Origin of the sequence: Pseudomonas sp. URMO17WK12:I7 (genome assembly GCF_003269045.1) — a bacterium.
Classification (GTDB): Bacteria; Pseudomonadota; Gammaproteobacteria; order Pseudomonadales; family Pseudomonadaceae; genus Aquipseudomonas; species Aquipseudomonas putida_J.
This window is the reverse complement of the sequence record NZ_QLTL01000026.1, coordinates 19,287-41,019: the sequence shown is the minus strand read 5'-3', so window position 1 is coordinate 41,019 and position 21,733 is coordinate 19,287. Positions and strand designations below refer to the sequence as shown.

24 protein-coding genes are annotated in these 21,733 nt (G+C 63.5%); 19 read left to right on the top strand and 5 right to left on the bottom strand.

What is annotated here, in order from left to right; translation table 11 throughout:
* The first annotated feature begins 265 nt into the window (after window positions 1–265).
* Window positions 266–796, top strand: a complete 531-nt coding sequence (locus H040_RS25760) for an RNA polymerase factor sigma-70 (RefSeq protein ID WP_085205628.1) — start codon at window positions 266–268, stop codon at window positions 794–796.
* Between the two features lie 115 nt (window positions 797–911).
* On the opposite strand, the gene H040_RS25750 is transcribed toward H040_RS25760, so the two are convergent.
* Both H040_RS25750 and H040_RS25745 read right to left on the bottom strand, forming a co-directional pair.
* Entirely contained in the window at window positions 912–1,925 is a 1,014-nt protein-coding gene (locus H040_RS25750) for a GNAT family N-acetyltransferase (protein WP_027921287.1), read from the bottom strand.
* Between the two features lie 65 nt (window positions 1,926–1,990).
* The gene (locus tag H040_RS25745) at window positions 1,991–2,791 is read right to left on the bottom strand and encodes a substrate-binding periplasmic protein (protein ID WP_027921286.1); all 801 of its coding nucleotides are present in this window, start codon (window positions 2,789–2,791) and stop codon (window positions 1,991–1,993) included.
* A gap of 163 nt (window positions 2,792–2,954) precedes the next feature.
* Between H040_RS25745 and H040_RS25740 the strand changes: the two genes are divergently transcribed.
* Window positions 2,955–3,506, top strand: a complete 552-nt coding sequence (locus H040_RS25740; RefSeq protein ID WP_027921285.1) for an exonuclease domain-containing protein — start codon at window positions 2,955–2,957, stop codon at window positions 3,504–3,506.
* Window positions 3,507–3,581: 75 nt separating this feature from the next.
* On the top strand, window positions 3,582–3,863 hold the full coding sequence (ppnP, locus tag H040_RS25735; protein WP_027921284.1) for a pyrimidine/purine nucleoside phosphorylase: 282 nt from the start codon (window positions 3,582–3,584) through the stop codon (window positions 3,861–3,863).
* Window positions 3,864–3,917: 54 nt separating this feature from the next.
* Here the strand turns inward: ppnP and H040_RS25730 are convergent, their stop codons facing one another.
* Entirely contained in the window at window positions 3,918–4,610 is a 693-nt protein-coding gene (locus H040_RS25730; RefSeq protein ID WP_027921283.1) for an alpha/beta family hydrolase, read from the bottom strand.
* 51 nt (window positions 4,611–4,661) lie between these two features.
* Here H040_RS25730 and ccoN (H040_RS25725) point away from each other — a divergent pair, with 51 nt between their 5' ends.
* From ccoN (H040_RS25725) to H040_RS25640, 16 genes are all read left to right on the top strand, one after another.
* Window positions 4,662–6,086 carry a cytochrome-c oxidase, cbb3-type subunit I gene (gene ccoN / locus H040_RS25725; protein ID WP_027921282.1) on the top strand — a complete coding sequence of 475 codons (1,425 nt, stop codon included), beginning with the start codon at window positions 4,662–4,664 and terminating at the stop codon, window positions 6,084–6,086.
* Between the two features lie 13 nt (window positions 6,087–6,099).
* The gene (gene ccoO, locus H040_RS25720) at window positions 6,100–6,708 is read left to right on the top strand and encodes a cytochrome-c oxidase, cbb3-type subunit II (RefSeq protein ID WP_027921281.1); all 609 of its coding nucleotides are present in this window, start codon (window positions 6,100–6,102) and stop codon (window positions 6,706–6,708) included.
* Between the two features lie 5 nt (window positions 6,709–6,713).
* Entirely contained in the window at window positions 6,714–6,920 is a 207-nt protein-coding gene (locus H040_RS25715; RefSeq protein WP_027921280.1) for a cbb3-type cytochrome oxidase subunit 3, read from the top strand.
* Entirely contained in the window at window positions 6,917–7,858 is a 942-nt protein-coding gene (ccoP, locus tag H040_RS25710; protein WP_027921279.1) for a cytochrome-c oxidase, cbb3-type subunit III, read from the top strand. The genes H040_RS25715 and ccoP (H040_RS25710) overlap by 4 nt, the downstream gene beginning before the upstream one ends.
* Before the next feature lie 605 nt (window positions 7,859–8,463).
* Window positions 8,464–9,906: a cytochrome-c oxidase, cbb3-type subunit I gene (gene ccoN, locus H040_RS25700; RefSeq protein WP_027921278.1), complete on the top strand. Its 1,443-nt coding sequence runs from the start codon at window positions 8,464–8,466 to the stop codon at window positions 9,904–9,906.
* Complete coding sequence (gene ccoO / locus H040_RS25695) at window positions 9,906–10,514, top strand: cytochrome-c oxidase, cbb3-type subunit II (protein WP_027921277.1); 609 nt, start codon at window positions 9,906–9,908, stop codon at window positions 10,512–10,514. Before ccoN (H040_RS25700) ends, ccoO (H040_RS25695) begins: the two co-directional genes overlap by 1 nt.
* 5 nt (window positions 10,515–10,519) lie before the next feature.
* A complete protein-coding gene (locus tag H040_RS25690; protein WP_027921276.1) occupies window positions 10,520–10,711 on the top strand; it encodes a CcoQ/FixQ family Cbb3-type cytochrome c oxidase assembly chaperone in 192 nt (63 codons plus the stop codon).
* Window positions 10,708–11,688, top strand: coding sequence for a cytochrome-c oxidase, cbb3-type subunit III (gene ccoP / locus H040_RS25685; RefSeq protein WP_027921275.1), 981 nt, complete (start codon window positions 10,708–10,710; stop codon window positions 11,686–11,688). The genes H040_RS25690 and ccoP (H040_RS25685) overlap by 4 nt, the downstream gene beginning before the upstream one ends.
* Before the next feature lie 290 nt (window positions 11,689–11,978).
* A complete protein-coding gene (gene ccoG, locus H040_RS25680; RefSeq protein WP_027921274.1) occupies window positions 11,979–13,394 on the top strand; it encodes a cytochrome c oxidase accessory protein CcoG in 1,416 nt (471 codons plus the stop codon).
* Window positions 13,395–13,411: 17 nt separating this feature from the next.
* Window positions 13,412–13,939 carry a FixH family protein gene (locus tag H040_RS25675; RefSeq protein WP_027921273.1) on the top strand — a complete coding sequence of 176 codons (528 nt, stop codon included), beginning with the start codon at window positions 13,412–13,414 and terminating at the stop codon, window positions 13,937–13,939.
* Between the two features lie 155 nt (window positions 13,940–14,094).
* Window positions 14,095–16,575, top strand: a complete 2,481-nt coding sequence (locus tag H040_RS25670; protein ID WP_027921272.1) for a heavy metal translocating P-type ATPase — start codon at window positions 14,095–14,097, stop codon at window positions 16,573–16,575.
* Window positions 16,557–16,772 carry a cbb3-type cytochrome oxidase assembly protein CcoS gene (gene ccoS, locus H040_RS25665; RefSeq protein ID WP_027921271.1) on the top strand — a complete coding sequence of 72 codons (216 nt, stop codon included), beginning with the start codon at window positions 16,557–16,559 and terminating at the stop codon, window positions 16,770–16,772. The genes H040_RS25670 and ccoS overlap by 19 nt, the downstream gene beginning before the upstream one ends.
* On the top strand, window positions 16,765–17,448 hold the full coding sequence (locus tag H040_RS25660; protein ID WP_027921270.1) for a sulfite exporter TauE/SafE family protein: 684 nt from the start codon (window positions 16,765–16,767) through the stop codon (window positions 17,446–17,448). Before ccoS ends, H040_RS25660 begins: the two co-directional genes overlap by 8 nt.
* A 205-nt stretch (window positions 17,449–17,653) precedes the next feature.
* Complete coding sequence (hemN, locus tag H040_RS25650) at window positions 17,654–19,036, top strand: oxygen-independent coproporphyrinogen III oxidase (protein ID WP_027921269.1); 1,383 nt, start codon at window positions 17,654–17,656, stop codon at window positions 19,034–19,036.
* A gap of 185 nt (window positions 19,037–19,221) precedes the next feature.
* Window positions 19,222–19,956 (top strand): Crp/Fnr family transcriptional regulator FnrA, encoded by a 735-nt coding sequence (gene fnrA / locus H040_RS25645; RefSeq protein ID WP_016711709.1) that lies wholly within the window; start codon window positions 19,222–19,224, stop codon window positions 19,954–19,956.
* A 55-nt stretch (window positions 19,957–20,011) separates the two neighbouring features.
* Complete coding sequence (locus tag H040_RS25640; protein ID WP_027921268.1) at window positions 20,012–20,560, top strand: adenine phosphoribosyltransferase; 549 nt, start codon at window positions 20,012–20,014, stop codon at window positions 20,558–20,560.
* A 96-nt stretch (window positions 20,561–20,656) separates the two neighbouring features.
* Here H040_RS25640 and recR read toward each other — a convergent pair whose 3' ends face one another.
* Window positions 20,657–21,259 (bottom strand): recombination mediator RecR, encoded by a 603-nt coding sequence (recR, locus tag H040_RS25635; protein ID WP_027921267.1) that lies wholly within the window; start codon window positions 21,257–21,259, stop codon window positions 20,657–20,659.
* 89 nt (window positions 21,260–21,348) lie between these two features.
* Window positions 21,349–21,684 carry a YbaB/EbfC family nucleoid-associated protein gene (locus H040_RS25630; protein WP_027921266.1) on the bottom strand — a complete coding sequence of 112 codons (336 nt, stop codon included), beginning with the start codon at window positions 21,682–21,684 and terminating at the stop codon, window positions 21,349–21,351.
* Window positions 21,685–21,733 lie beyond the last annotated feature (49 nt).

The window sequence follows — 21,733 nt, the reverse complement described above, 5'->3', positions numbered from 1 at the left end:
CCCCGCACAAGGTCGGCGGGCAGCGGCAGCGGCCGGATGTACACAGGGGAACGGATGGGCGTGGCAGGAAATTAGCGGTGCGAAAAAGGCTGAGGGGCGCAGGAAGGTGAACTGCGTCACGCGCGCTCGCTTAGAACTGAAACTAATGGAAACTCATTAACTTTCGTATTTGACAATCATTATCATTCTGAATAGTTTGTCGCACGTCGTAGGAAGCTTCCCTTTTTGGGGTGCTCCCTTTCCCCTTCGAGACAAGGTGATTTCCATGGCGGAACAACTATCCACAAGTAAGTGCGATTCACCATTACTCCAGGCATTCGTCGACAACCGCAGCATCCTGGTCAAGATCGCAGCGCGCATCACCGGCTGCCGCTCGCGGGCCGAGGACGTGGTGCAGGACGCCTTCTTCCGGCTCAGCGCCGCCCCGCAGATCACCTCGTCGTTCAAGGCACAGCTCAGCTACCTGTTCCAGATCGTGCGCAACCTGGCCATCGACCATTACCGCAAGCAGGCGATGGAGCTGAAGTATTCCGGCAGCGAAGAGGAAGGCCTGAACGTGGTCATCCCGAACGCTTCGCCCGAGGCCACGCATATCAACCTGGCGGCGCTCGAACACATCGCCGAAGCACTCAACGAACTGCCCCAGCGCACCCGCTATGCCTTCGAGATGTACCGCCTGCATGGCGTGCCACAGAAAGACATCGCCAAGGAACTGGGGGTGTCACCCACGCTGGTCAACTTCATGATTCGCGATGCCTTGGTGCATTGCCGCAAGACCGCCAACCGGCAGGTCTGAAACATCGGTGCTGGCTTCTTCGCGGGTAAACCCGCTCCCACAGGGGCGGCGCAGGCCTCAGATCCTGTGCTGTCTCTGTGGGAGCGGGTTTACCCGCGAAGCAGGCGACGGGGTTTCAGACCAGCTTGCAGCGGTCGAAGAATTGCTCCCGCCCCAGAATCATCAGCGCCGCGCGCTTGTGCGGGAAATCGAACGCCTTGTCGCAATGGAAGCACTGGTCGTGCATGTAGCCGATCATCTTGCCATTGTCGGCACGCGGCTCAGCCACCACCCGCTGGGTGCGCGGGTCATCCAGGAACAGGTAGTGCACCAGCGCCGACAGCCAGCTGGCGACCTTGTGCGGGCCACGGTGCGTCTCTTCCCCCACCAGCATGTGAATGCCACGGTCGTAATCGTCGGCCGGGTAGAACGGTGCGATGCGATCTTCCTTGGCCCAGTACGCTTCGAAGTAGGCAAATGGCTGGTCATCGAAGCAACCAATCAGGGTCAAGGCATGGGGGTCGGCCTCCAGCTTGGCCAGGTACTCGCGGTGCTGCTCCAGCGAACCCGCCTCCTGCCAGAATTTCTCCACCCGCGGATTGTTCTGCCAGCGATTGAAACGCTCCAGGTCCTGGTCGATTTCCAGGGTGCGCAGCGACACCCAGGCGCCCAGGCGCGCATCGAACCGGCGATACACCTCGCCACGCGGCTTGGGTGCCCGGCGTGGGTGGCGCTTGCCATTGCTGAACTGCATCTGCTGCGGGTAGATACCGCTGGCCAAGGCGCCCAGCCACGGCTGCGGCAACTGCCAGAACAGCGTGCGCTCGCACACGTAGACACCTGACTGCTCAGTGGCCAGCAGCAAGCCGCTGGCCAATGCCTCAGGTACGCTTGCAGACACGTGCACAGCCAGGCGCCGACGTGCCGGATCACGCGACAGCAGCCAGTAACAGGCGGCCCACAAGGCCTGCTGCGGGCGCTCCGGGCACAAGTCCTGCACATGAACCTGCAGCGTCTCGCCCGGCTCCAGGCGTACCTGGATCAGGGGGCGGCCTTCAAGGGTCAAGCTCAGCCAGCAGTCACCCTCCTCGGCATCGAGGCTGCGCCAACGTGGTAACGACAGGGGCTGCGAAGCGGCATCGAACGGCATGGTCTTGGCTCACGGAAAAATGAAAGAAAGGCTCACTGCTGATGACGTGCCCGTGCCGGGGGAATTTAGTCGCCCGGTGCGGCAACGGTGATCCGGTAGGGCTGGAAGATGCGCGTCAGTTCACCCGTGTCGCGCAGGTAGCCCATCAGCTCGGCGAACTTGCGATCACTGATCGGTGAATCGGGACGGAGCAAGGCATAGTGGTGATACACCTGGTCGATGCGCTGCGAGGCCATCAGCTGGTTGAGGCTTTCGGGGTTGCGGGCGAGGAAGTCGCTCAGGTACGAGCGCGTTACCAGGGCGATGTCGGAGCGCCCGGCCTGAACCATCAGCAGGTTGCTGTCGTGGGAGTAGGTCAGTGTCGCGTTGTAGGTTTTGCGCAGGTAGTCGGGGTCGGGGTTGAAGTTGGCGAAGGCGTAGTGATAACCGTTGAACAGTGCCAGGCGCTTGCCACCCAGGTTATCGAAGTAATGCTGGTCTCGGCCATTGACCTTCCTGGCAACGAACACTTCGGCATCCTCCAGGCCCATGTCCACCGTCTGGTGGGGGATCTGCTGCCACCCCCACTGAGGGTTCTCGAAGATCGCCATGTCGGTGCGACCTTGCTGGAAATCACCGAAGCGCCGCTGAATGGAGGTCGGCACCAGGACGAAGCGGTAGTCCTGTTGCAGGCGGTTCAAGGCCTCGACCAGCTGTGGCAGCAAACCGGTGTCGGCACCCTGCTCCGGGCGCACGGTATATGGCGGGAAATGCGCGGCACCGATCTTCACGTCGATGGCCTCGGCGGCCCACGCTGGCACCGCCAGCCAGGCTGCGGCCAGCATCAACAGGGTGGAAAACAACTTCAGGCCGGGCACTGGAGTCAAAGCGGGCGCTCATCACGGTTCATACCTGGATGCGCCTAAACTAGGCGTTTTCACGGCACGGCACAACCGCTGCTTATGCCAAAATGAGGGCATTTTGCCAGGGGATGCCGTATGGCCAGACATTGGCTACGCTGCTTTGGCATGTATGGCGAGGGAGCCTGGTATGGGCCACTGGTTGGTGATCGACCTGGAAGCCACCACCGATGACGGTGGCTGGCCGGTCACGGAGATGGAAATCATTGAAATCGGCGCCAGCCTGGTGACCCGCGAGGGCCGCGAAGTGGACCACTTCCAGCGCTTCGTGCGGCCCCGGCGGCGGCCACAGCTGACGCCGTTCTGCCGCGAGCTGACACACATCAGCCAGGCAAATGTCGACAGCGCCGCAGCCTTCCCTGAAGTGTGGGAGCGTTTCGAGCGCTGGCTGGGGCACCATCGCGGGCAGCTGCAGGCCTGGGTCAGCTGGGGCGACTATGACCGCCAGCAGCTGCTGCAGGAGTGGCGCCAGCACGCAGTCGACAGCCTGCTGCGCGAGCTGCCGCACATCAACCTCAAGCAGCGTTTCGCCAAAGCCCGCCACCTGCAGCGCCCGGCCGGGCTCAATGGCGCGCTGCAGCTGGCCGGCATGCACTTTTGCGGACAGCAGCACCGAGCCTTGGAAGATGCCCGCAACACGGCGCGCCTGCTGCCCTTGAGCCTGCCCGCGAACGGCACTTGAAAGCAGATGACGAGGCAGAAGGGCTTTGGCATACTGGCCAGCCCTTTTTCACCCCTATTTTTTCAGGAGTCGCCCATGTTCAAGGTCAACGAGTACTTCAACGGCACCGTCAAGTCGATCGCCTTCGCAAGTGCTGAAGGCCCTGCCACCGTGGGTGTGATGGCACCCGGCGAATACGAGTTCGGCACCGCCCAGCGCGAGATCATGCACGTGGTGTCCGGCGCCCTGACCGTGAAGCTGCCAGGCAGCGACAACTGGGAAACCTTCAACGCTGGCGACAAGTTCAACGTGCCGGCCGACAGCAAGTTCCAGTTGCAGGTGAACGTGGATACCGCCTACCTGTGCGAGTACCGCTAATAAGCGGTAGCCTGCTCCGGCCTCTTCGCGGGTAACCCCGCGAAGAATCCAGCACTATCCCTTCAGGAAACCCGCCACCTTTTCAGCCGCAGCCTGCAGATGCTGTTCATGGCTGAACCCGGAAGCCTTCAGCGGCTTCAGATCATGATCCCCCGCCACCAGCCAGCTCACCTCGATCGACGGTGACAGCGCATACCCCTCGACAGCCTCACGATTGCCCAGCGCATCCCGCTCCCCTTGTACGATCAACGTACGCGTCTTCAGCTCGGCCAGATGCTCGACCCTGGGCTTCTCCGGCTTGCCCACCGCATAAAACGGATACCCCAGGCACACCAGCGCATCCGCGCCCAGCTCATCGGCCAGCAGGCTGGCCATGCGCCCGCCCATCGACTTGCCACCAATGGCCAGCCTGCCCGTGACCAAAGGTCGCACCTGCCGGTACACCTCGCGCCAGCATTCGAGCAGCACCTTCTGCGGATTGGGCGGCCGCTTGCCGCCACCGTTACGCCGCTCGGCCATGTAGGGGAACTCGAAGCGAATCACCGCTACCCCAAGCGCCGCCAGCCTTTGCGCCATTTCGTTCATGAAATCGCTGTCCATCGGCGCGCCCGCGCCATGGGCCAGGATCAGGCACGCCGACACAGCACCTTCGCCTCCATTTTTCGGAGGATCGCAGCGCAAGCCTGGGACATTTCCGACTTGCGCCCATTGATCCCCGTCAATACCGGCACTTTGCCCATTACTCATGCTTGCCTCGCTGTAAAGCCTGCCAAAATAACCGTGGATGGGAACCCATACATGAACACAACCAGCAGTACCGCCTATAACTACAAGGTGGTCCGCCAATTCGCCATCATGACGGTGGTGTGGGGAATCGTCGGGATGGGGCTCGGCGTCTTCATCGCCGCCCAGCTCGCCTGGCCTTCCCTCAACTTCGACCTCCCCTGGACCAGCTTCGGCCGCCTGCGACCCCTGCATACCAATGCGGTGATCTTCGCCTTCGGCGGCTGCGCGCTGTTCGCCACCTCCTATTATTCGGTGCAACGCACCTGCCAGACCACCCTCTTTGCGCCGGGCCTGGCCGCGTTCAGCTTCTGGGGCTGGCAACTGGTAATCCTGCTGGCGGCCATCAGCCTGCCGCTGGGCTACACCAGCTCCAAGGAATACGCCGAGCTGGAATGGCCGATCGACATCCTGATCACCATCGTCTGGGTGAGCTACGCCATCGTGTTCTTCGGCACGCTGATGAAACGCACCACCAAGCACATCTACGTGGGCAACTGGTTCTTCGGCGCGTTCATCCTGACCGTGGCGATACTGCACATCGTCAACAACCTGGAACTGCCGGTCAGCCTGACCAAGTCGTACTCGGTCTACGCCGGCGCCACCGACGCCATGGTGCAATGGTGGTACGGCCACAACGCGGTGGGCTTCTTCCTCACTGCTGGCTTCCTGGGGATGATGTACTACTACGTGCCCAAGCAGGCCGAACGCCCGGTCTATTCCTATCGCCTGTCGATCGTCCACTTCTGGGCGCTGATTACCCTGTACATCTGGGCAGGTCCCCACCACCTGCACTACACCGCCCTGCCGGACTGGGCGCAGTCGCTGGGCATGGTGATGTCGCTGATCCTGCTGGCACCGAGCTGGGGCGGCATGATCAACGGCATGATGACCCTCTCGGGCGCCTGGCACAAACTGCGCAGCGACCCGATCCTGCGCTTTTTGGTGGTGTCGCTGGCGTTCTACGGCATGTCCACCTTCGAAGGCCCGATGATGGCCATCAAGACGGTCAACGCCCTGTCCCACTACACCGACTGGACCATCGGCCACGTCCACGCCGGCGCCCTTGGCTGGGTGGCGATGATCTCGATCGGCGCGCTGTACCACACCATCCCGAAAGTGTTCGGCAAGCAGCAGATGCACAGCATCGGCCTGATCAACGCGCACTTCTGGCTGGCGACCATCGGCACCGTACTGTACATCGCCTCGATGTGGGTCAACGGCATCGCCCAGGGCCTGATGTGGCGCGCGGTCAACAGCGACGGCACGCTCACCTACTCGTTCGTGGAAACCCTGGTGGCCAGCCACCCAGGCTTCATCGTGCGCTTCGTCGGCGGCGCGATCTTCCTCAGCGGCATGTTCCTGATGGCCTGGAACACCTGGCGCACCGTGCGTTCGCCGGCGCTCGACGCCGCCCCTGCGAACGCCCAGCTGGCTTGAGGAGACCTGCCTGATGAAACATGAAGTCATCGAGAAAAACGTCGGCCTGCTGGCCCTGCTGATGGTGTTTGCCGTGAGCATCGGCGGCCTGACCCAGATCGTCCCACTGTTCTTCCAGGACGTCACCAACAAGCCGGTCGAAGGCATGAAGCCCTACACCGCGCTGCAACTGGAAGGCCGCGACATCTACATCCGTGAAGGCTGCGTCGGCTGCCACTCGCAGATGATCCGCCCGTTCCGCGCCGAAACCGAGCGCTACGGCCACTACTCGGTCGCTGGCGAAAGTGTCTGGGACCACCCGTTCCTGTGGGGCTCCAAGCGCACCGGGCCGGACCTGGCCCGCGTCGGCGGCCGCTACTCGGACGACTGGCACCGTGCGCACCTGTACAACCCGCGCAACGTGGTACCGGAATCGAAGATGCCGTCCTACCCCTGGCTGGTCGCCGAAAAGGTCGACAACAGCCACACCGACACCAAGATGCGCACCCTGCGCACCCTGGGCGTGCCGTACACCGACGACGACATCGCCGGGGCCCGTGACGCGGTCAAGGACAAGACCGAGATGGACGCCCTGGTCGCCTACCTGCAGGTGCTGGGCACCGCAATCAAGAACAAGAGGTAACCCCCATGGAAATGGACATCGGCATGATCCGTGGCCTGGGCACCCTGGTGGTGATGATCGCCTTCATCGGCCTCTCACTGTGGGTGTTCAACCGCCGCCGCGACCATGATTTCGCCGAAGCGCGCCTGTTGCCCTTCGTCGACGACCGCCTGCCCCCCGTCGGGCAGGAACCTGCTGCCATGACTGCGGCTGTGAGGAGCAAAGCGCAATGACCACCTTCTGGAGTACCTACATCAGCGTACTGACCATCGGTAGCCTGATCGGCCTGGCCTGGCTGTTGCTGTCGACCCGCAAGGGCCAGAGCAACACCACCACCGACCAGACCATGGGGCACAGCTTCGATGGCATCGAGGAGTACGACAACCCGCTGCCCAAGTGGTGGTTCTGGCTGTTCGTCGGCACCCTGGTGTTCGGTGCCGGTTACCTGGTGCTGTACCCGGGCCTGGGCAACTGGAAAGGCATCCTGCCCGGCTACGAGAATGGCTGGACCGGGGCCAACGAGTGGCAGAAGGAAATGGAAAAGGCCGACGCCAAGTTCGGCCCGATCTTTGCCAAGTACGCCGCCATGCCGGTCGAGGAAGTGGCCAAGGACCCACAGGCACTGAAAATGGGCAGCCGCCTGTTTGCCTCCAACTGCTCGGTGTGCCACGGCTCCGACGCCAAGGGTGCCTACGGCTTCCCCAACCTGACTGACAAGGACTGGCGCTGGGGTGGCGAGCCAGAGACCATCAAGGCCTCGATCATGAACGGCCGCCACGGTGTGATGCCGGCGTGGGTCGAGGTGATCGGCGACCAGGGCGTGGCAGATGTCGCCGCGTTCGTGCTGAGCAACCTCGACGGCCGCAGTCTGCCGGAAGGGGTCAAGGCCGACCCGCTCAAGGGCAAGGAGATCTTTGCGGGCAACTGCGTGGCCTGCCACGGGCCTGAAGGCAAAGGCACCCCGGCCATGGGCGCGCCGAACCTGACCCACCCGCAGGCGTTCATCTACGGCTCGAGCTTTGCCCAGTTGCAGCAGACCATTCGCTATGGCCGCCAAGGGCAGATGCCAGCCCAGGCGGAAATCCAGGGCAATGACAAGGTGCACCTGCTGGCAGCCTATGTGTACAGTCTGTCGCAGGATAGCGCTGCTGAAGCGGTGACCGCCAAGTGAGTTCGTCGAGAGCGATTCGGCGCCTGTGAAATCGAGCGCCGCCCGCGCGGCGCATCGCGGATGAATCCGCTCCTACATTTGTTGCAACGTGGCCATGCCTGCAAGGCCATGGTTGTCAGCCGGTTTGAACGGCTCAAGTCATGCGCCAAGGCAGGCCACCATGGCGTAACAGGTTCGGCACGTAGCAACAAATGTAGGAGCGGATTCATCCGCGATGCGCCGCGCGGGCGGCGCTCGATACCCGCCCCACCGCAACACCCATGCCTTACACCCGCCGTACCCCTCCCTTGCACCCCCTCCGAACAGAACTAAGCTTGTTGCCACAGTGGGCTTCGCTCCCAAAGGAGCGAAGCAGACGCGGCGCACAGCCTGATGCCGTCCGCAAAAAAAAGCTTGACCGATCGATCAGAAAAAGGTGAAAAACGGTACACATTACAAATATTTATTTGTGTACAATCGTCCCGACCCTATCGCCGTGGGACACCGACGAAAGGGCCCGGACACGGGTCGGCGCAAGGATCCTTGCGTTGCCATAACCCAAGTGGTTATCGATACTGGCGCCGATTTTTCGACCAACAAGAACACCAAAACCGTGGAACCTTAGAATGAGCACAGCAATCAGTCCGACTGCTTATAACTATAAGGTCGTCCGCCAGTTCGCCATCATGACGGTGGTCTGGGGGATCCTTGGCATGGGCCTGGGCGTCTTCATCGCCTCGCAGCTGGTGTGGCCGCAACTGAACCTGGACCTGCCCTGGACCAGCTTCGGCCGCCTGCGCCCGCTGCACACCAACCTGGTCATCTTCGCCTTCGGTGGCTGTGCGCTGTTCGGCACCAGCTACTACGTGGTGCAGCGGACCTGCCAGACCCGGCTGATCTCCGACAGCATGGCCGCCTTCACCTTCTGGGGCTGGCAGGCGGTGATCGTCGGCGCGCTGATCACCCTGCCGATGGGCTTCACCACCACCAAGGAATACGCTGAGCTCGAGTGGCCGCTGGCGATCCTGCTGGCCATTGTCTGGGTCACCTACGGGTTGGTGTTCTTCGGCACCATCGTCAAGCGCAAGACCAAGCACATCTATGTCGGCAACTGGTTCTACGGTGCCTTCATCGTGGTCACCGCGATGCTGCACATCGTCAACCACATCTCGCTGCCGGTCAGCCTGTTCAAGTCGTACTCGGCCTATGCCGGTGCCACCGACGCGATGATCCAGTGGTGGTACGGCCACAACGCAGTGGGCTTCTTCCTCACCACAGGCTTCCTGGGGATGATGTACTACTTCGTGCCCAAGCAGGCCGAGCGGCCGATCTACTCCTATCGCCTGTCGATCGTCCACTTCTGGGCGCTGATTACACTGTACATCTGGGCAGGCCCCCACCACCTGCACTACACCGCCCTGCCGGATTGGGCGCAGTCGCTGGGCATGGTGATGTCGATCATCCTCCTGGCACCGAGCTGGGGCGGCATGATCAACGGCATGATGACCCTCTCGGGCGCCTGGCACAAACTGCGCACCGACCCGATCCTGCGCTTCCTGGTGGTGTCGCTGGCGTTCTATGGCATGTCCACCTTCGAAGGCCCGATGATGGCCATCAAGACTGTGAACTCGCTGTCGCACTACACCGACTGGACCATCGGCCACGTACATGCCGGCGCCCTCGGCTGGGTGGCGATGATCTCCATCGGCGCGGTCTACCACATGATCCCGAAACTCTACGGCCGCGAGCAGATGCACAGTGTCGGCCTGATCAACGCGCACTTCTGGCTGGCGACCATCGGCACCGTGCTGTACATCGCCTCGATGTGGGTCAACGGCATTACCCAGGGCCTGATGTGGCGCGCCATCAACGATGACGGCACGCTCACCTACTCCTTCGTCGAAGCTCTGCAGGCCAGCCACCCTGGCTATATCGTCCGCGCCCTGGGCGGTGCGTTCTTCGCCTCCGGCATGCTGCTGATGGCCTACAACGTATTCCGTACCGTACGTGCCGCCAACCCGGTACAGGCTGAGGAAGCCGCCAAGATCGTCGTCGTGGGAGCGCACTGATGAAGCATGAAGCCGTCGAGAAGAACATAGGCCTGCTGGCCTTCTTCATGGTCATCGCCGTGAGCGTCGGTGGCCTGACCCAGATCGTCCCACTGTTTTTCCAGGACGTCACCAACAAACCGGTCGAAGGCATGAAGCCGCGCACCGCGCTGGAAGTCGAAGGCCGCGACATCTACATCCGTGAAGGCTGCGTCGGTTGCCACTCGCAGATGATCCGCCCGTTCCGCGCCGAAACCGAGCGCTACGGCCACTACTCGGTCGCTGGCGAAAGCGTCTGGGACCACCCGTTCCTGTGGGGCTCCAAGCGCACCGGGCCTGACCTGGCCCGCGTTGGCGGCCGCTACTCGGACGACTGGCACCGCGCGCACCTGTACAACCCGCGCAACGTGGTACCGGAATCGAAGATGCCGTCCTACCCGTGGCTGGTCGAGAACAAGCTCGACGGCAAGGACACCGCCAAGAAGCTCGAAGTGCTGCGTACCCTGGGCACGCCGTACACCGATGCAGACATCGCCGGCGCCCGCGACGCGGTCAAGGGCAAGACCGAAATGGACGCCCTGGTCGCGTACCTGCAGGGTCTTGGCACCATCATCAAAAGCAAACGGTGACGCTAATGGATATCGGGATGATTCGCGGTCTGGGCACCGTCGTGGTGATGGTGGCCTTCGTGGGCCTGGCGCTGTGGGTGTTCAACCCACGGCGCAAGAAGGACTTCGACGAAGCGACCCAGCTGCCCTTTGCGGATGATCCCGGGGCCAGCAAGCACGTCGAGCAAGCAAAAGCTTCTGGGAGCAAACAACAATGACAACCTTCTGGAGTCTGTACGTTACCGTCCTGACCCTGGGCACCATCTTCTCGCTGACCTGGCTGCTGCTGTCGACCCGCAAGGGCCAGCGCGAAGAGGTCACCGACGAAACCGTCGGGCATGCCTTCGATGGCATCGAGGAATACGACAACCCACTGCCCAAATGGTGGTTCTGGCTGTTCGTCGGCACCATCATCTTCGCCCTTGGCTACCTGATGCTGTACCCAGGCCTGGGCAACTGGAAAGGCATGTTGCCGGGCTACTCGTACCTGGATAACGACAAGCAGACCGAGTTCTCCAACGGCCAGCCGGGCTGGACCGGCGTGCACGAGTGGGAAAAGGAAATGGCCAAGGCCAACGCGCGCTTCGGGCCGATCTTTGCCAAGTACGCCGCCATGCCGCTCGAGGAAGTGGCCAAGGACCCCCAGGCGCTGAAGATGGGCGCACGCCTGTTCGCTTCGAACTGCTCGGTCTGCCACGGTTCCGACGCCAAGGGCGCCTACGGCTTCCCCAACCTGACCGACCAGGACTGGCGCTGGGGCGGCGAGCCGGAAACCATCAAGACCACCATCATGGGCGGGCGCCATGGCGTGATGCCAGCCTGGGGTGACGTGCTCGGCGAACAGGGCGTGGCCGATGTCGCCGCATTCGTCACCAGCAAGCTCGATGGGCGCAGCCTGCCAGAAGGCGCCAAGGCCGATGCCGAGAACGGTCAGAAGCTGTTCGCCGCCAACTGCGTGGCTTGCCACGGGCCTGAGGGCAAGGGCACCCCAGCCATGGGTGCGCCAAACCTGACCCACCCGCAGGCGTTCATCTACGGTTCGAGCTTTGCCCAGCTGCAGCAGACCATTCGCTATGGCCGCCAAGGGCAGATGCCAGCCCAGGAGCAGCTGCAGGGTAATGACAAGGTGCACTTGCTGGCCGCTTATGTGTACAGCCTGTCGCACCAGCCGGAGGCGGCCCAGCAGGCCGAGTAAGGCAGGCCTGGCCTCTCGCGGATGAATCCGCTCCTACAAGGGTTACACGGGCCCTGTAGGGGCGGATTCATCCGCGATGAGCCTGGCAAAAGCTACACAAGATGACCTGGATCAATTGACACCCGCCATAACACGATTCATGCCACGAACCCAACGCGACTAAAAGTCGCAGCGCGATCCCATACCGCCATCAGCGGCGTATCATGGACCGCAGAGCGCTAGCAGAATGCGCGAGACTGCGGCCGGCACGCACTGGCCGCGGCGTTTCTCCACTGCCGTGGGACTTGATGATGAGCAAGCAAATTCCGGTACATGACGTCACCCCGCCTGCCAACAAAGGGAAGGATTCCGTCGATCTCTACGCCTCCCGCGAAAAAATCTACACCCGCGCCTTCACCGGCATCTTCCGCAGGCTGCGGATGGTCGGCGGCGCGGTGCTGTTCCTGCTCTACTTTGGCACCGTGTGGCTGAACTGGGGCGGGCACCAGGCCGTGTGGTGGAACCTGCCCGAGCGCAAGTTCTACATCTTCGGCGCCACCATCTGGCCCCAGGACTTCATCCTGCTCTCGGGCATCCTCATCGTCGCCGCCTTCGGCCTGTTCTTCGTCACCGTCTACGCTGGCCGCGTGTGGTGCGGCTACACCTGCCCGCAAAGCGTGTGGACGTGGATCTTCATGTGGTGCGAAAAAGTCACCGAGGGTGACCGCAACCAGCGCATGAAGCTCGACCGCTCCCCCATGAGCGGCAACAAATGCCTGCGCAAGTTCGCCAAGCACAGCCTGTGGCTGCTGATCGGCTTCGTCACCGGCATGACCTTCGTTGGCTACTTCTCGCCCATCCGCGAACTGCTCACTGAATTCTTCACAGGCGATGCCGACGGCTGGGCCTACTTCTGGGTCGGCTTCTTCACCCTGGCCACCTATGGCAACGCCGGCTGGCTGCGCGAGCAGGTGTGCGTGTACATGTGCCCCTACGCGCGCTTCCAGAGCGTGATGTTCGACAAGGACACCCTGATCGTTTCCTACGACCCGCGCCGTGGCGAAACCCGCGGCCCGCGCAAAAAAGACGTCGACTACAAGGCCAAGGGCCTGGGCGACTGCATCGATTGCACCATGTGCGTTCAGGTATGCCCCACCGGCATCGACATCCGCGACGGCTTGCAGATCGAATGCATTGGCTGTGCGGCGTGCATCGATGCCTGTGACAGCATCATGGAAAAGATGAACTACCCCAAAGGGCTGATCAGCTACACCACCGAACACAACCTCTCGGGGCAGAAGACCCATATGCTGCGCCCACGCCTGATCGGCTATGCCGCGGTGCTGCTGGTGATGATCGTCGCCTTGGGTACGGCCTTCGCCACCCGCTCGCTGGTGGGCTTCGACGTCAGCAAGGACCGCGTGCTGTACCGCGAGAACGCCCAGGGCCGGATCGAAAACGTGTACAGCCTCAAGGTCATGAACAAGGACCAGCGCGACCACGTCTACGTGCTGGACGCCGCCGGCCTGCCCGACCTGCGCCTGGAAGGCCAGCGTGAAATCCGCGTGGCCGCCGGCGATATCGTCAGCCTGCCGGTGCAACTGTCGATCGCCCCCGAGAAGCTGCCCTCGACCACCAACGAAATCACCTTCATCCTCAAGAGCGCCGACGACAGCGCTGCCAAGGTTGAAGCCAAGAGCCGCTTCATCGGCCCACAGATCCGCTGACAGAGAGAACACTGACAATGCCTGCCGCCACCGCCGCCAGCCCTTGGTACAAGCACCTCTGGCCCTGGATCATCATCGGCATCCTGACCGCCTCGGTGTGCCTGAGCCTGACCATGGTCAGCATTGCCGTAAACAACCCGGACAACCTGGTCAACGACAACTATTACGAGGCTGGCAAAGGCATCAACCGCTCGCTGGACCGTGAACTGCTGGCCCAGACCCTCAATCTCAAGGCCAGCGTGCACCTGGATGAGTTGACCGGCGAAGTGGACGTGCGCCTGAACGGCAACAGTGACCCACAGAACCTGGAACTGAACCTGATTTCGCCGACCCAGCCAGATAAGGACCGCAAGGTGCTGCTCAGCCGGGTCGAGGCCGGGCGTTATGTCGGGCAGCTGGAAGACAAGGTCGACGGGCGCCGGTTCGTGGAGCTGCTCGGCAGCCAGGACGAACATGTGTGGCGGTTGTTCGAGGAAGAGAAGGTCGAGCATGGCGTCACGTTGCAACTGGGCGATGAAGCCATCCAGGGCGCCGAGCACCTGTAGCAGCGGCCTTGCGTCGCGAACGGGGCGCGGAGCGGCCCCAGGATTTAAGCTTAGCCGCAAAGATTGCCGGGGCTGCCATGCAGCCCTTTCGCGACACAAGGCCGCTCCTACAAGGATGCGCGTCATGCAGACGATTTGTGTAAGGCCATGATGTAATGACCCAACCCACCCCCTGCTACCACTGCGCCCTGCCCGTCCCCGCCGGCAGCCGCTTCACTGCCGTGGTCCTCGGCGAACCCCGGCAGTTTTGCTGCCCGGGCTGCCAGGCGGTGGCCGAGTCCATCGTCGCCGGCGGCCTTGCGCACTATTACCAGCACCGCAGCGACAGCAGCATCAACCCCGAAGCGCTGCCCAAGCAACTGCAGGACGAACTGGCCCTTTACGACCGCAGCGATGTACAGCAGCACTTCGTCCGCCATGCCGGCGAACTCGCCGAGACCACCCTGCTGGTCGAGGGCATCAGCTGCGCTGCCTGCGGCTGGCTGATCGAAAAACACCTGCGCAACCTGCCAGGCGTCGCCGAAGCCCGCCTGAACCTGTCCAACCATCGCCTCCAGCTCAACTGGGACGACCACCAGCTACCGCTGTCGCGGCTGCTCGCCGAGCTGCGCCAGATCGGCTATGCCGCCCACCCCTACCAGCCCGACCAGGCCGCCGAGCAGCTCGCCCGGGAGAACCGCAGCGCCCTGCGCCGCCTGGGCGTGGCCGGGCTGCTGTGGTTCCAGGCGATGATGGCGACCATGGCCACCTGGCCGGAATTCAACATCGACCTGTCGCCAGAGATGCACACCATCCTGCGCTGGGTCGCGCTGTTTCTGACCATTCCCATCGTGTTCTACAGCTGCGCACCGTTCTTCAAGGGTGCCGCGCGCGACCTGCGCACCCGCCACCTGACCATGGACGTCTCAGTGTCGCTGGCCATTGGCCTGGCTTTCGGCGCGGGCATCTGGACGGCCGTGACCGGCAGCGGCGAGCTGTACTTCGATACCGTCGGCATGTTTGCCCTGTTCCTCCTCACCGGCCGCTACCTCGAGCGCCGCGCCCGTGAACGTACCGCCGCCGCCACCGCGCAGCTGGTCAACCTGCTACCCGCCTCATGCCTGCGCCTGGACAGCCTCGGCCGGGCCGAACGCATCCTGCTCGGCGAGCTGCAGCGTGGCGATACCGTGCAAGTGCTGCCTGGCGCGGTGATCCCTGCCGACGGGCGCATCGTCGAAGGCCGCTCCAGCGTCGACGAATCGCTGCTGACGGGCGAGTACTTGCCACAACCGCGCCGGGCCGGCGAGCGCGTCACTGGCGGCACGCTGAACGTCGAGAGCACGCTGAACGTGGAAGTCGAAGCCCTCGGCCATGACTCGCGCCTTTCAGCCATTGTCCGCCTGCTTGAACGCGCGCAGACAGAAAAACCACGGCTGGCGGAAATCGCCGACCGCGCCTCGCAGTATTTCCTGCTGTTCTCGCTGCTGGCCGCCCTGGCCATCGGCCTGTGGTGGTGGTACCTGGACCCGGCGCGGGCATTCTGGATCGTCCTGGCCATGCTGGTGGCAACCTGCCCATGCGCCTTGTCCCTGGCCACCCCGACCGCGCTCACCGCTGCCACTGGCACCCTGCACAAGCTGGGCCTGCTGGTGACCCGCGGCCACGTGCTGGAGGGCCTCAACCAGATCGACACGGTGATCTTCGACAAGACCGGCACCCTCACCGAAGGCCGCCTGACCCTGCGCAACATCCGCCCTCTGGCGGCGCTGCCTGCCGACCGCTGCCTGGCCCTCGCCGCTGCCCTCGAGAACCGCTCAGAACACCCGATCGCCCGTGCCTTTGGCCGTACCGCCAGCCCCGCCGACGAGGTCCAGACAGTGCCGGGGCTCGGGCTCGAGGGCAAGGTCGACGGCCAGCCACTGCGCATCGGCCAGGCCACCTTCGTCTGTGCGCTCAGTGGCGCCGAAATCCCCAGCGTGCCAGAACCTCGCGGCCAATGGTTGCTGCTGGGCGACCGCCAGGGCCCAATGGCCTGGTTCGGCCTCGATGATCGCCTGCGCGAAGATGCCCCGGCCCTGCTCGCCGCTTGCCAGGCACGCGGCTGGCGTACGCTGCTGCTGTCCGGCGACAGTTCGCCAATGGTCGCCGAGGTGGCCGCGCAACTGGGCATCGACCAGGCCATTGGAGGGCTGCGCCCGGACGACAAGCTGGACCGGCTCAAGGCGCTTCAGGCGTCGGGGCGCAAGGTGCTGATGCTTGGTGACGGGGTCAACGACGTGCCGGTGCTGGCCGCCGCCGACATCAGCATCGCCATGGGCAGCGCCACCGACCTGGCCAAGACCAGCGCCGACGCGGTGCTGTTATCCAACCGCCTGCAAGCACTGGTCGAGGCCTTTGACCTGGCCCGCCGCACCCGCCGCAACATCCTCGAGAACCTGCTCTGGGCAACCCTGTATAATGGCCTCATGTTGCCGTTCGCCGCGCTTGGCTGGATTACCCCGGTGTGGGCGGCCATCGGCATGTCGGTCAGTTCACTGATCGTGGTGCTCAATGCCCTGCGCCTGACCCGGCTGGCTAACCCGCCGGCGGCAGCGGGGCTGCCTGCGAACGACACAGCAGCTAACGGAAGGAAGTCGCCATGCCCGCGCTCTATGTGATGATCCCAGCCGCCCTGCTGCTGGTTGGCGTGGCCGTGTACATCTTCTTCTGGGCGGTGGACAGCGGCCAGTACGACGACCTCGAAGGGCCGGCCCACAGCATCCTGTTCGATGATCAGGACCCGCGCCATCAGGCGGCGGTCAAACCTGACGAAACCACAGCGCCAGGCGACAAGGAAGCACCACCCCGTGCCTGACCTGCTTCCCCTGATCGGCTCGGCACTGGTCCTCGGCCTGCTCGGTGGTGGCCACTGCCTGGGCATGTGCGGTGGCCTGATGGGCGCGCTGACCCTGGCCATCCCCCCAGAACAACGCGGGCGGCGCCTGCGCCTGCTGGTGGCATACAACCTGGGGCGCATCCTCAGCTATGCCTGCGCCGGCCTGCTGCTGGGCCTGGCTGGCTGGGCAGTGGCCAGCAGCCCGGCAGCCATGGCCTTGCGCGTGGTGGCAGCATTGTTGCTGATCGCCATGGGCCTGTACCTGGCCGGCTGGTGGAGCGGGCTGACCCGCATCGAAGCACTGGGCCGAGGGCTTTGGCGGCACATCCAGCCAGCCGCCTCCCGCCTGATGCCGGTGTCCAGCCTACCCCGCGCACTGCTGCTGGGCGCGCTGTGGGGCTGGCTGCCGTGCGGCCTGGTGTACAGCACCTTGTTGTGGGCGGCCAGCCAGGGCAACGCTGGCTACAGTGCTGCGTTGATGCTGGCATTCGGGCTGGGGACCTGGCCGATATTGCTGGCCACAGGGCTGGCGGCGGAGCGGGTAAACGCCGTGTTGAGGCGGCGCAGTGTGCGCATGGCCGGTGGTGTACTGGTGATCCTGTTTGGAATCTGGACGTTGCCTGGCCCTCACCAGCACTGGCTCATGGGCCACTGATGGGCCGTGTCGCGGCCCATTCGCGGGCAAGCCCGCGCCCACAGGGACGGCACACGCCGTGAGGCCTGTGGTGGCCCTGTGAGAGCGGGCTTGGCCCGCCAATGGGCTGCAAAGCAGCTCCTGTCAGCCTTGATACAAATCAACACAGTTTCCTACAGACGGCCATAGACTCCGGACACTGCTGCATTATCCGGGGACCGCCCACATGCTCGACGACCTACGTTGGGATGCCGACCTGATCCGCCGCTACGATCTCGCCGGCCCACGCTACACCTCCTACCCGACCGCCGTGCAACTGCACAGCGAGGTAGGCTCGTTCGACCTGCTCCACGCCCTGCGCGAGAGCCGCCGGGCCGTGCGCCCACTGTCGCTGTATGTGCACGTACCGTTCTGCGCCAACATCTGCTACTACTGCGCCTGCAACAAGGTCATCACCAAGGACCGCGGCCGCGCGGCACCTTACCTGCAGCGCCTGGAGCAGGAGATCCAGCTGATCGCCTGCCACCTGGACCCTAAACAGCGCGTTGAACAGCTGCACTTTGGCGGTGGCACGCCGACCTTCCTCAGCCATGTGGAACTGCGCCAGCTGATGGCCACCCTGCGCCAGCACTTCAACCTGCTGGATGACGATTCCGGGGACTACGGCATCGAGATCGACCCCCGCGAAGCCGACTGGTCGACCATGGGCCTGCTCCGCGAACTGGGCTTCAACCGCGTCAGCCTCGGCGTGCAGGACCTCGACCCGGCTGTACAACGCGCGGTCAACCGCCTGCAGAGCCTGGAGCAGACCCGCACCCTGATCGAGGCCGCACGCACCTTGCAGTTCCGCTCGGTCAACCTCGACCTGATCTACGGCCTGCCCAAACAGACCGTGGAAGGTTTTGCCCGAACCGTCGACGAGGTGATTCGCCTGCAACCGGATCGGCTCTCGGTGTTCAACTACGCCCACCTGCCCGAGCGCTTCATGCCGCAGCGGCGCATCGACAGCAACGACCTGCCGGCCCCGGCGGTGAAGCTGGAGATGCTGCACAACACCATCGAGCAACTGACCGCCGCCGGCTACCGCTACATCGGCATGGACCACTTCGCCCTGCCCGACGACGAGCTGGCAATCGCCCAGGAAGAAGGCACCCTGCAGCGCAACTTCCAGGGCTACACCACCCACGGCCACTGCGACCTCATTGGCCTGGGGGTTTCGGCGATCAGCCAGATCGGCGACCTGTACTGCCAGAACAGCAGCGACCTCAATACCTATCAGGACGCCCTGTCCAACGCCCAACTGGCGACCCAGCGCGGGCTGCTCTGCAACCACGACGACCGCCTGCGGCGGGCCGTGATCCAACAGCTGATCTGCCATTTCGAACTGGACTTCGAGCCGATCGAGGAGGCGTTCACCATCGATTTCCGTGGATATTTCAACGGTCTGTGGCCAGAACTGCAGAGCATGCAACGTGACGGCCTGATCAGCCTCGACGACAAGGGCATACGCATCCTGCCAGCCGGGCGCCTGCTGGCGCGCTCGGTGTGCATGGTGTTCGACGCCTACCTGGCGATGCAAAACCGCCAGCGTTTTTCCCGGGTGATCTGAACGGCGAGCCGATCAACCGCATGGACAAGCCTCCTGGCCAGGCACACTATGGGCACACATGGACTCCCGGCAGGTAACCTGCCGGGGTATCGCCAGCGCGCACCACCAACGCGCAACTGGCCTACACCCTGTGTCGTGGGTTACCCTTACGACTTATGTGTGCTTTCCCACAAGGATCGATTCAAATGTCCGAGCCAGTCAAACTGCGCCCTCATAACCAGGCCCACTGCAAGGACTGCAGCCTGGCCCCCCTGTGCCTGCCTCTTTCGCTCAACCTGGAAGACATGGATGCACTGGATGAAATCGTCAAGCGCGGGCGCCCACTGAAGAAAGGCGAGTTCCTGTTCCGCCAGGGTGACAATTTCGGCTCGGTTTACGCCGTTCGTTCCGGCGCCCTCAAGACCTTCAGCCTGAGCGACAGCGGCGAAGAACAGATCACCGGCTTCCACCTGCCCAGCGAGCTGGTCGGCCTGTCCGGCATGGACACCGAGGCCTACCCGGTGTCGGCCCAGGCCCAGGAAACCACTTCGGTCTGTGAAATTCCCTTCGAGCGCCTCGATGAGCTCTCCGTTCAGCTGCCACAGCTGCGCCGCCAGCTGATGCGGGTGATGAGCCGCGAAATTCGTGACGATCAGCAGATGATGCTGCTGCTGTCGAAGAAAACCGCCGACGAACGCATTGCCACCTTCCTGGTCAACCTGTCCGCACGCTTCCGCGCCCGCGGCTACTCGGCCAACCAGTTCCGCCTGAGCATGTCGCGCAACGAGATCGGCAACTACCTGGGGCTGGCGGTGGAAACCGTGTCGCGAGTCTTCACCCGCTTCCAGCAGAACGGCCTGATCCGCGCCGAAGGCAAGGAAGTGCATATCCTCGACCCGATCCAGCTGTGCGCGCTGGCCGGCGGTGCAATCGAAGCCTGAAATTGGCGTTTAGCGGGTATACTTGGGCATTCGTTTTCCCAGGATACCCGCAACAATGCACAGCGACGCCTTCGACCTCAAAGCCCTGATCCGCCCGGTAGTGGACTTCCCCAAGCCCGGCGTGATCTTCCGCGACATCACCCCGCTGTTCCAGTCGCCGCGCGGGCTGCGCTACGTGGCCGACCAGTTCATCGAGCGTTACGTCGAGGCTGAGTTCAGCCACATCGGCGCCATGGACGCACGGGGTTTCCTGATCGGCTCGATCATCGCCCACCAGCTGAACAAGCCGCTGATCCTGTTCCGCAAGCAAGGCAAGCTGCCGGCTGACGTGTTGAGCGAGGCCTACCAGACCGAATACGGCGAAGCCTTCCTGGAAGTGCATGCCGACAGCCTGTGCGAAGGTGATTCGGTACTGATCTTCGATGACCTGATTGCCACCGGCGGCACCCTGCTGGCCGCAGCCAACCTGGTGCGCCGCACCGGTGCACAGGTATTCGAAGCGGCAGCGATCATCGACCTGCCAGAGCTGGACGGCTCGCGCCGACTGCAGGCGGCCGGGGTACCGACCTTCTGCCTGACCGAGTTTTCCCTGAGCGAATACTGAGTTGCTGTTTGGGGCCGCTGTGCGGCCCATTCGCGGGCAAGCCCGCCCCCACAGTGTTCATGTGCGGCGGGCTTGCCTGCGAATAGCCCCAGCGATTTACAGCGAGATCGGCTTGCGCCCGGCAAAGGCATGGGCCAGGGTGCCGCCATCGACCAGTTCCAGCTCCCCACCCAGCGGCACGCCATGGGCGATGCGCGACGCCACCAGCCCTTTCTCGTTCAGCAACTGGGCGATGTAATGCGCCGTGGCCTCACCCTCCACGGTCGGGTTGGTCGCCAGGATCACTTCAGTGAAGCTGCCTTGCTCTTCGATCCGCGCCATCAGCTGCGGCACGCCAATTGCTTCAGGCCCCAGGCCATCGAGCGGCGACAAGTGCCCCTTGAGCACAAAGTAACGCCCGCGATAGCCGGTCTGCTCCACCGCATACACATCCATCGGCCCTTCCACCACGCACAGCTGCGTGTCATCACGGCGCGGGTCACTGCACTGCGGGCACAGCGCCTGCTCGGTCAGGGTCCGGCACTGGCGGCAATGCCCTACCCCCTCCATGGCCTGGCTCAGCGCCTGAGCCAGGCGCAGGCCGCCACTGCGGTCACGTTCAAGCAGCTGCAAGGCCATGCGCTGGGCGGTTTTCTGGCCGACGCCCGGGAGGGTGCGCAGGGCGTCGATCAGTTGGCGGATCAGGGGGCTGAAGCTCATGTAGACAGGCCTGCAAGTCTTGGAAAACAGAATGAACAAGGGAGCAACGACCGCCAGGCCGTTACTCCCCCTGTGAAGCTGAAAGCGGATCAGAACGGCATCTTGAAGCCCGGCGGCAGCTGCATGCCGGCAGTCATGTTGCCCATCTTGTCCTGGCTGTTCTGCTCGATCTTGCGCACGGCGTCGTTCAGCGCAGCGGCGATCAGGTCTTCCAGCACTTCCTTGTCGTCTTCATCGGTCGACATCAGGCTCTGGTCGATGCTGACACGCTTGACGTCGTGACGACCGGTCATCACCACGCTCACCAGGCCGCCACCGGACTGGCCGGTGACTTCGGCGTTGGCCAGCTCTTCCTGCATCTTTTGCATCTTTTCCTGCATCTGCTGGGCCTGCTTCATCAGGCCGGCCATGCCACCTTTCATCATGGGGGTATACCTCGATTGGGTCATATGATGCGGCACGACGAGGGGCCGG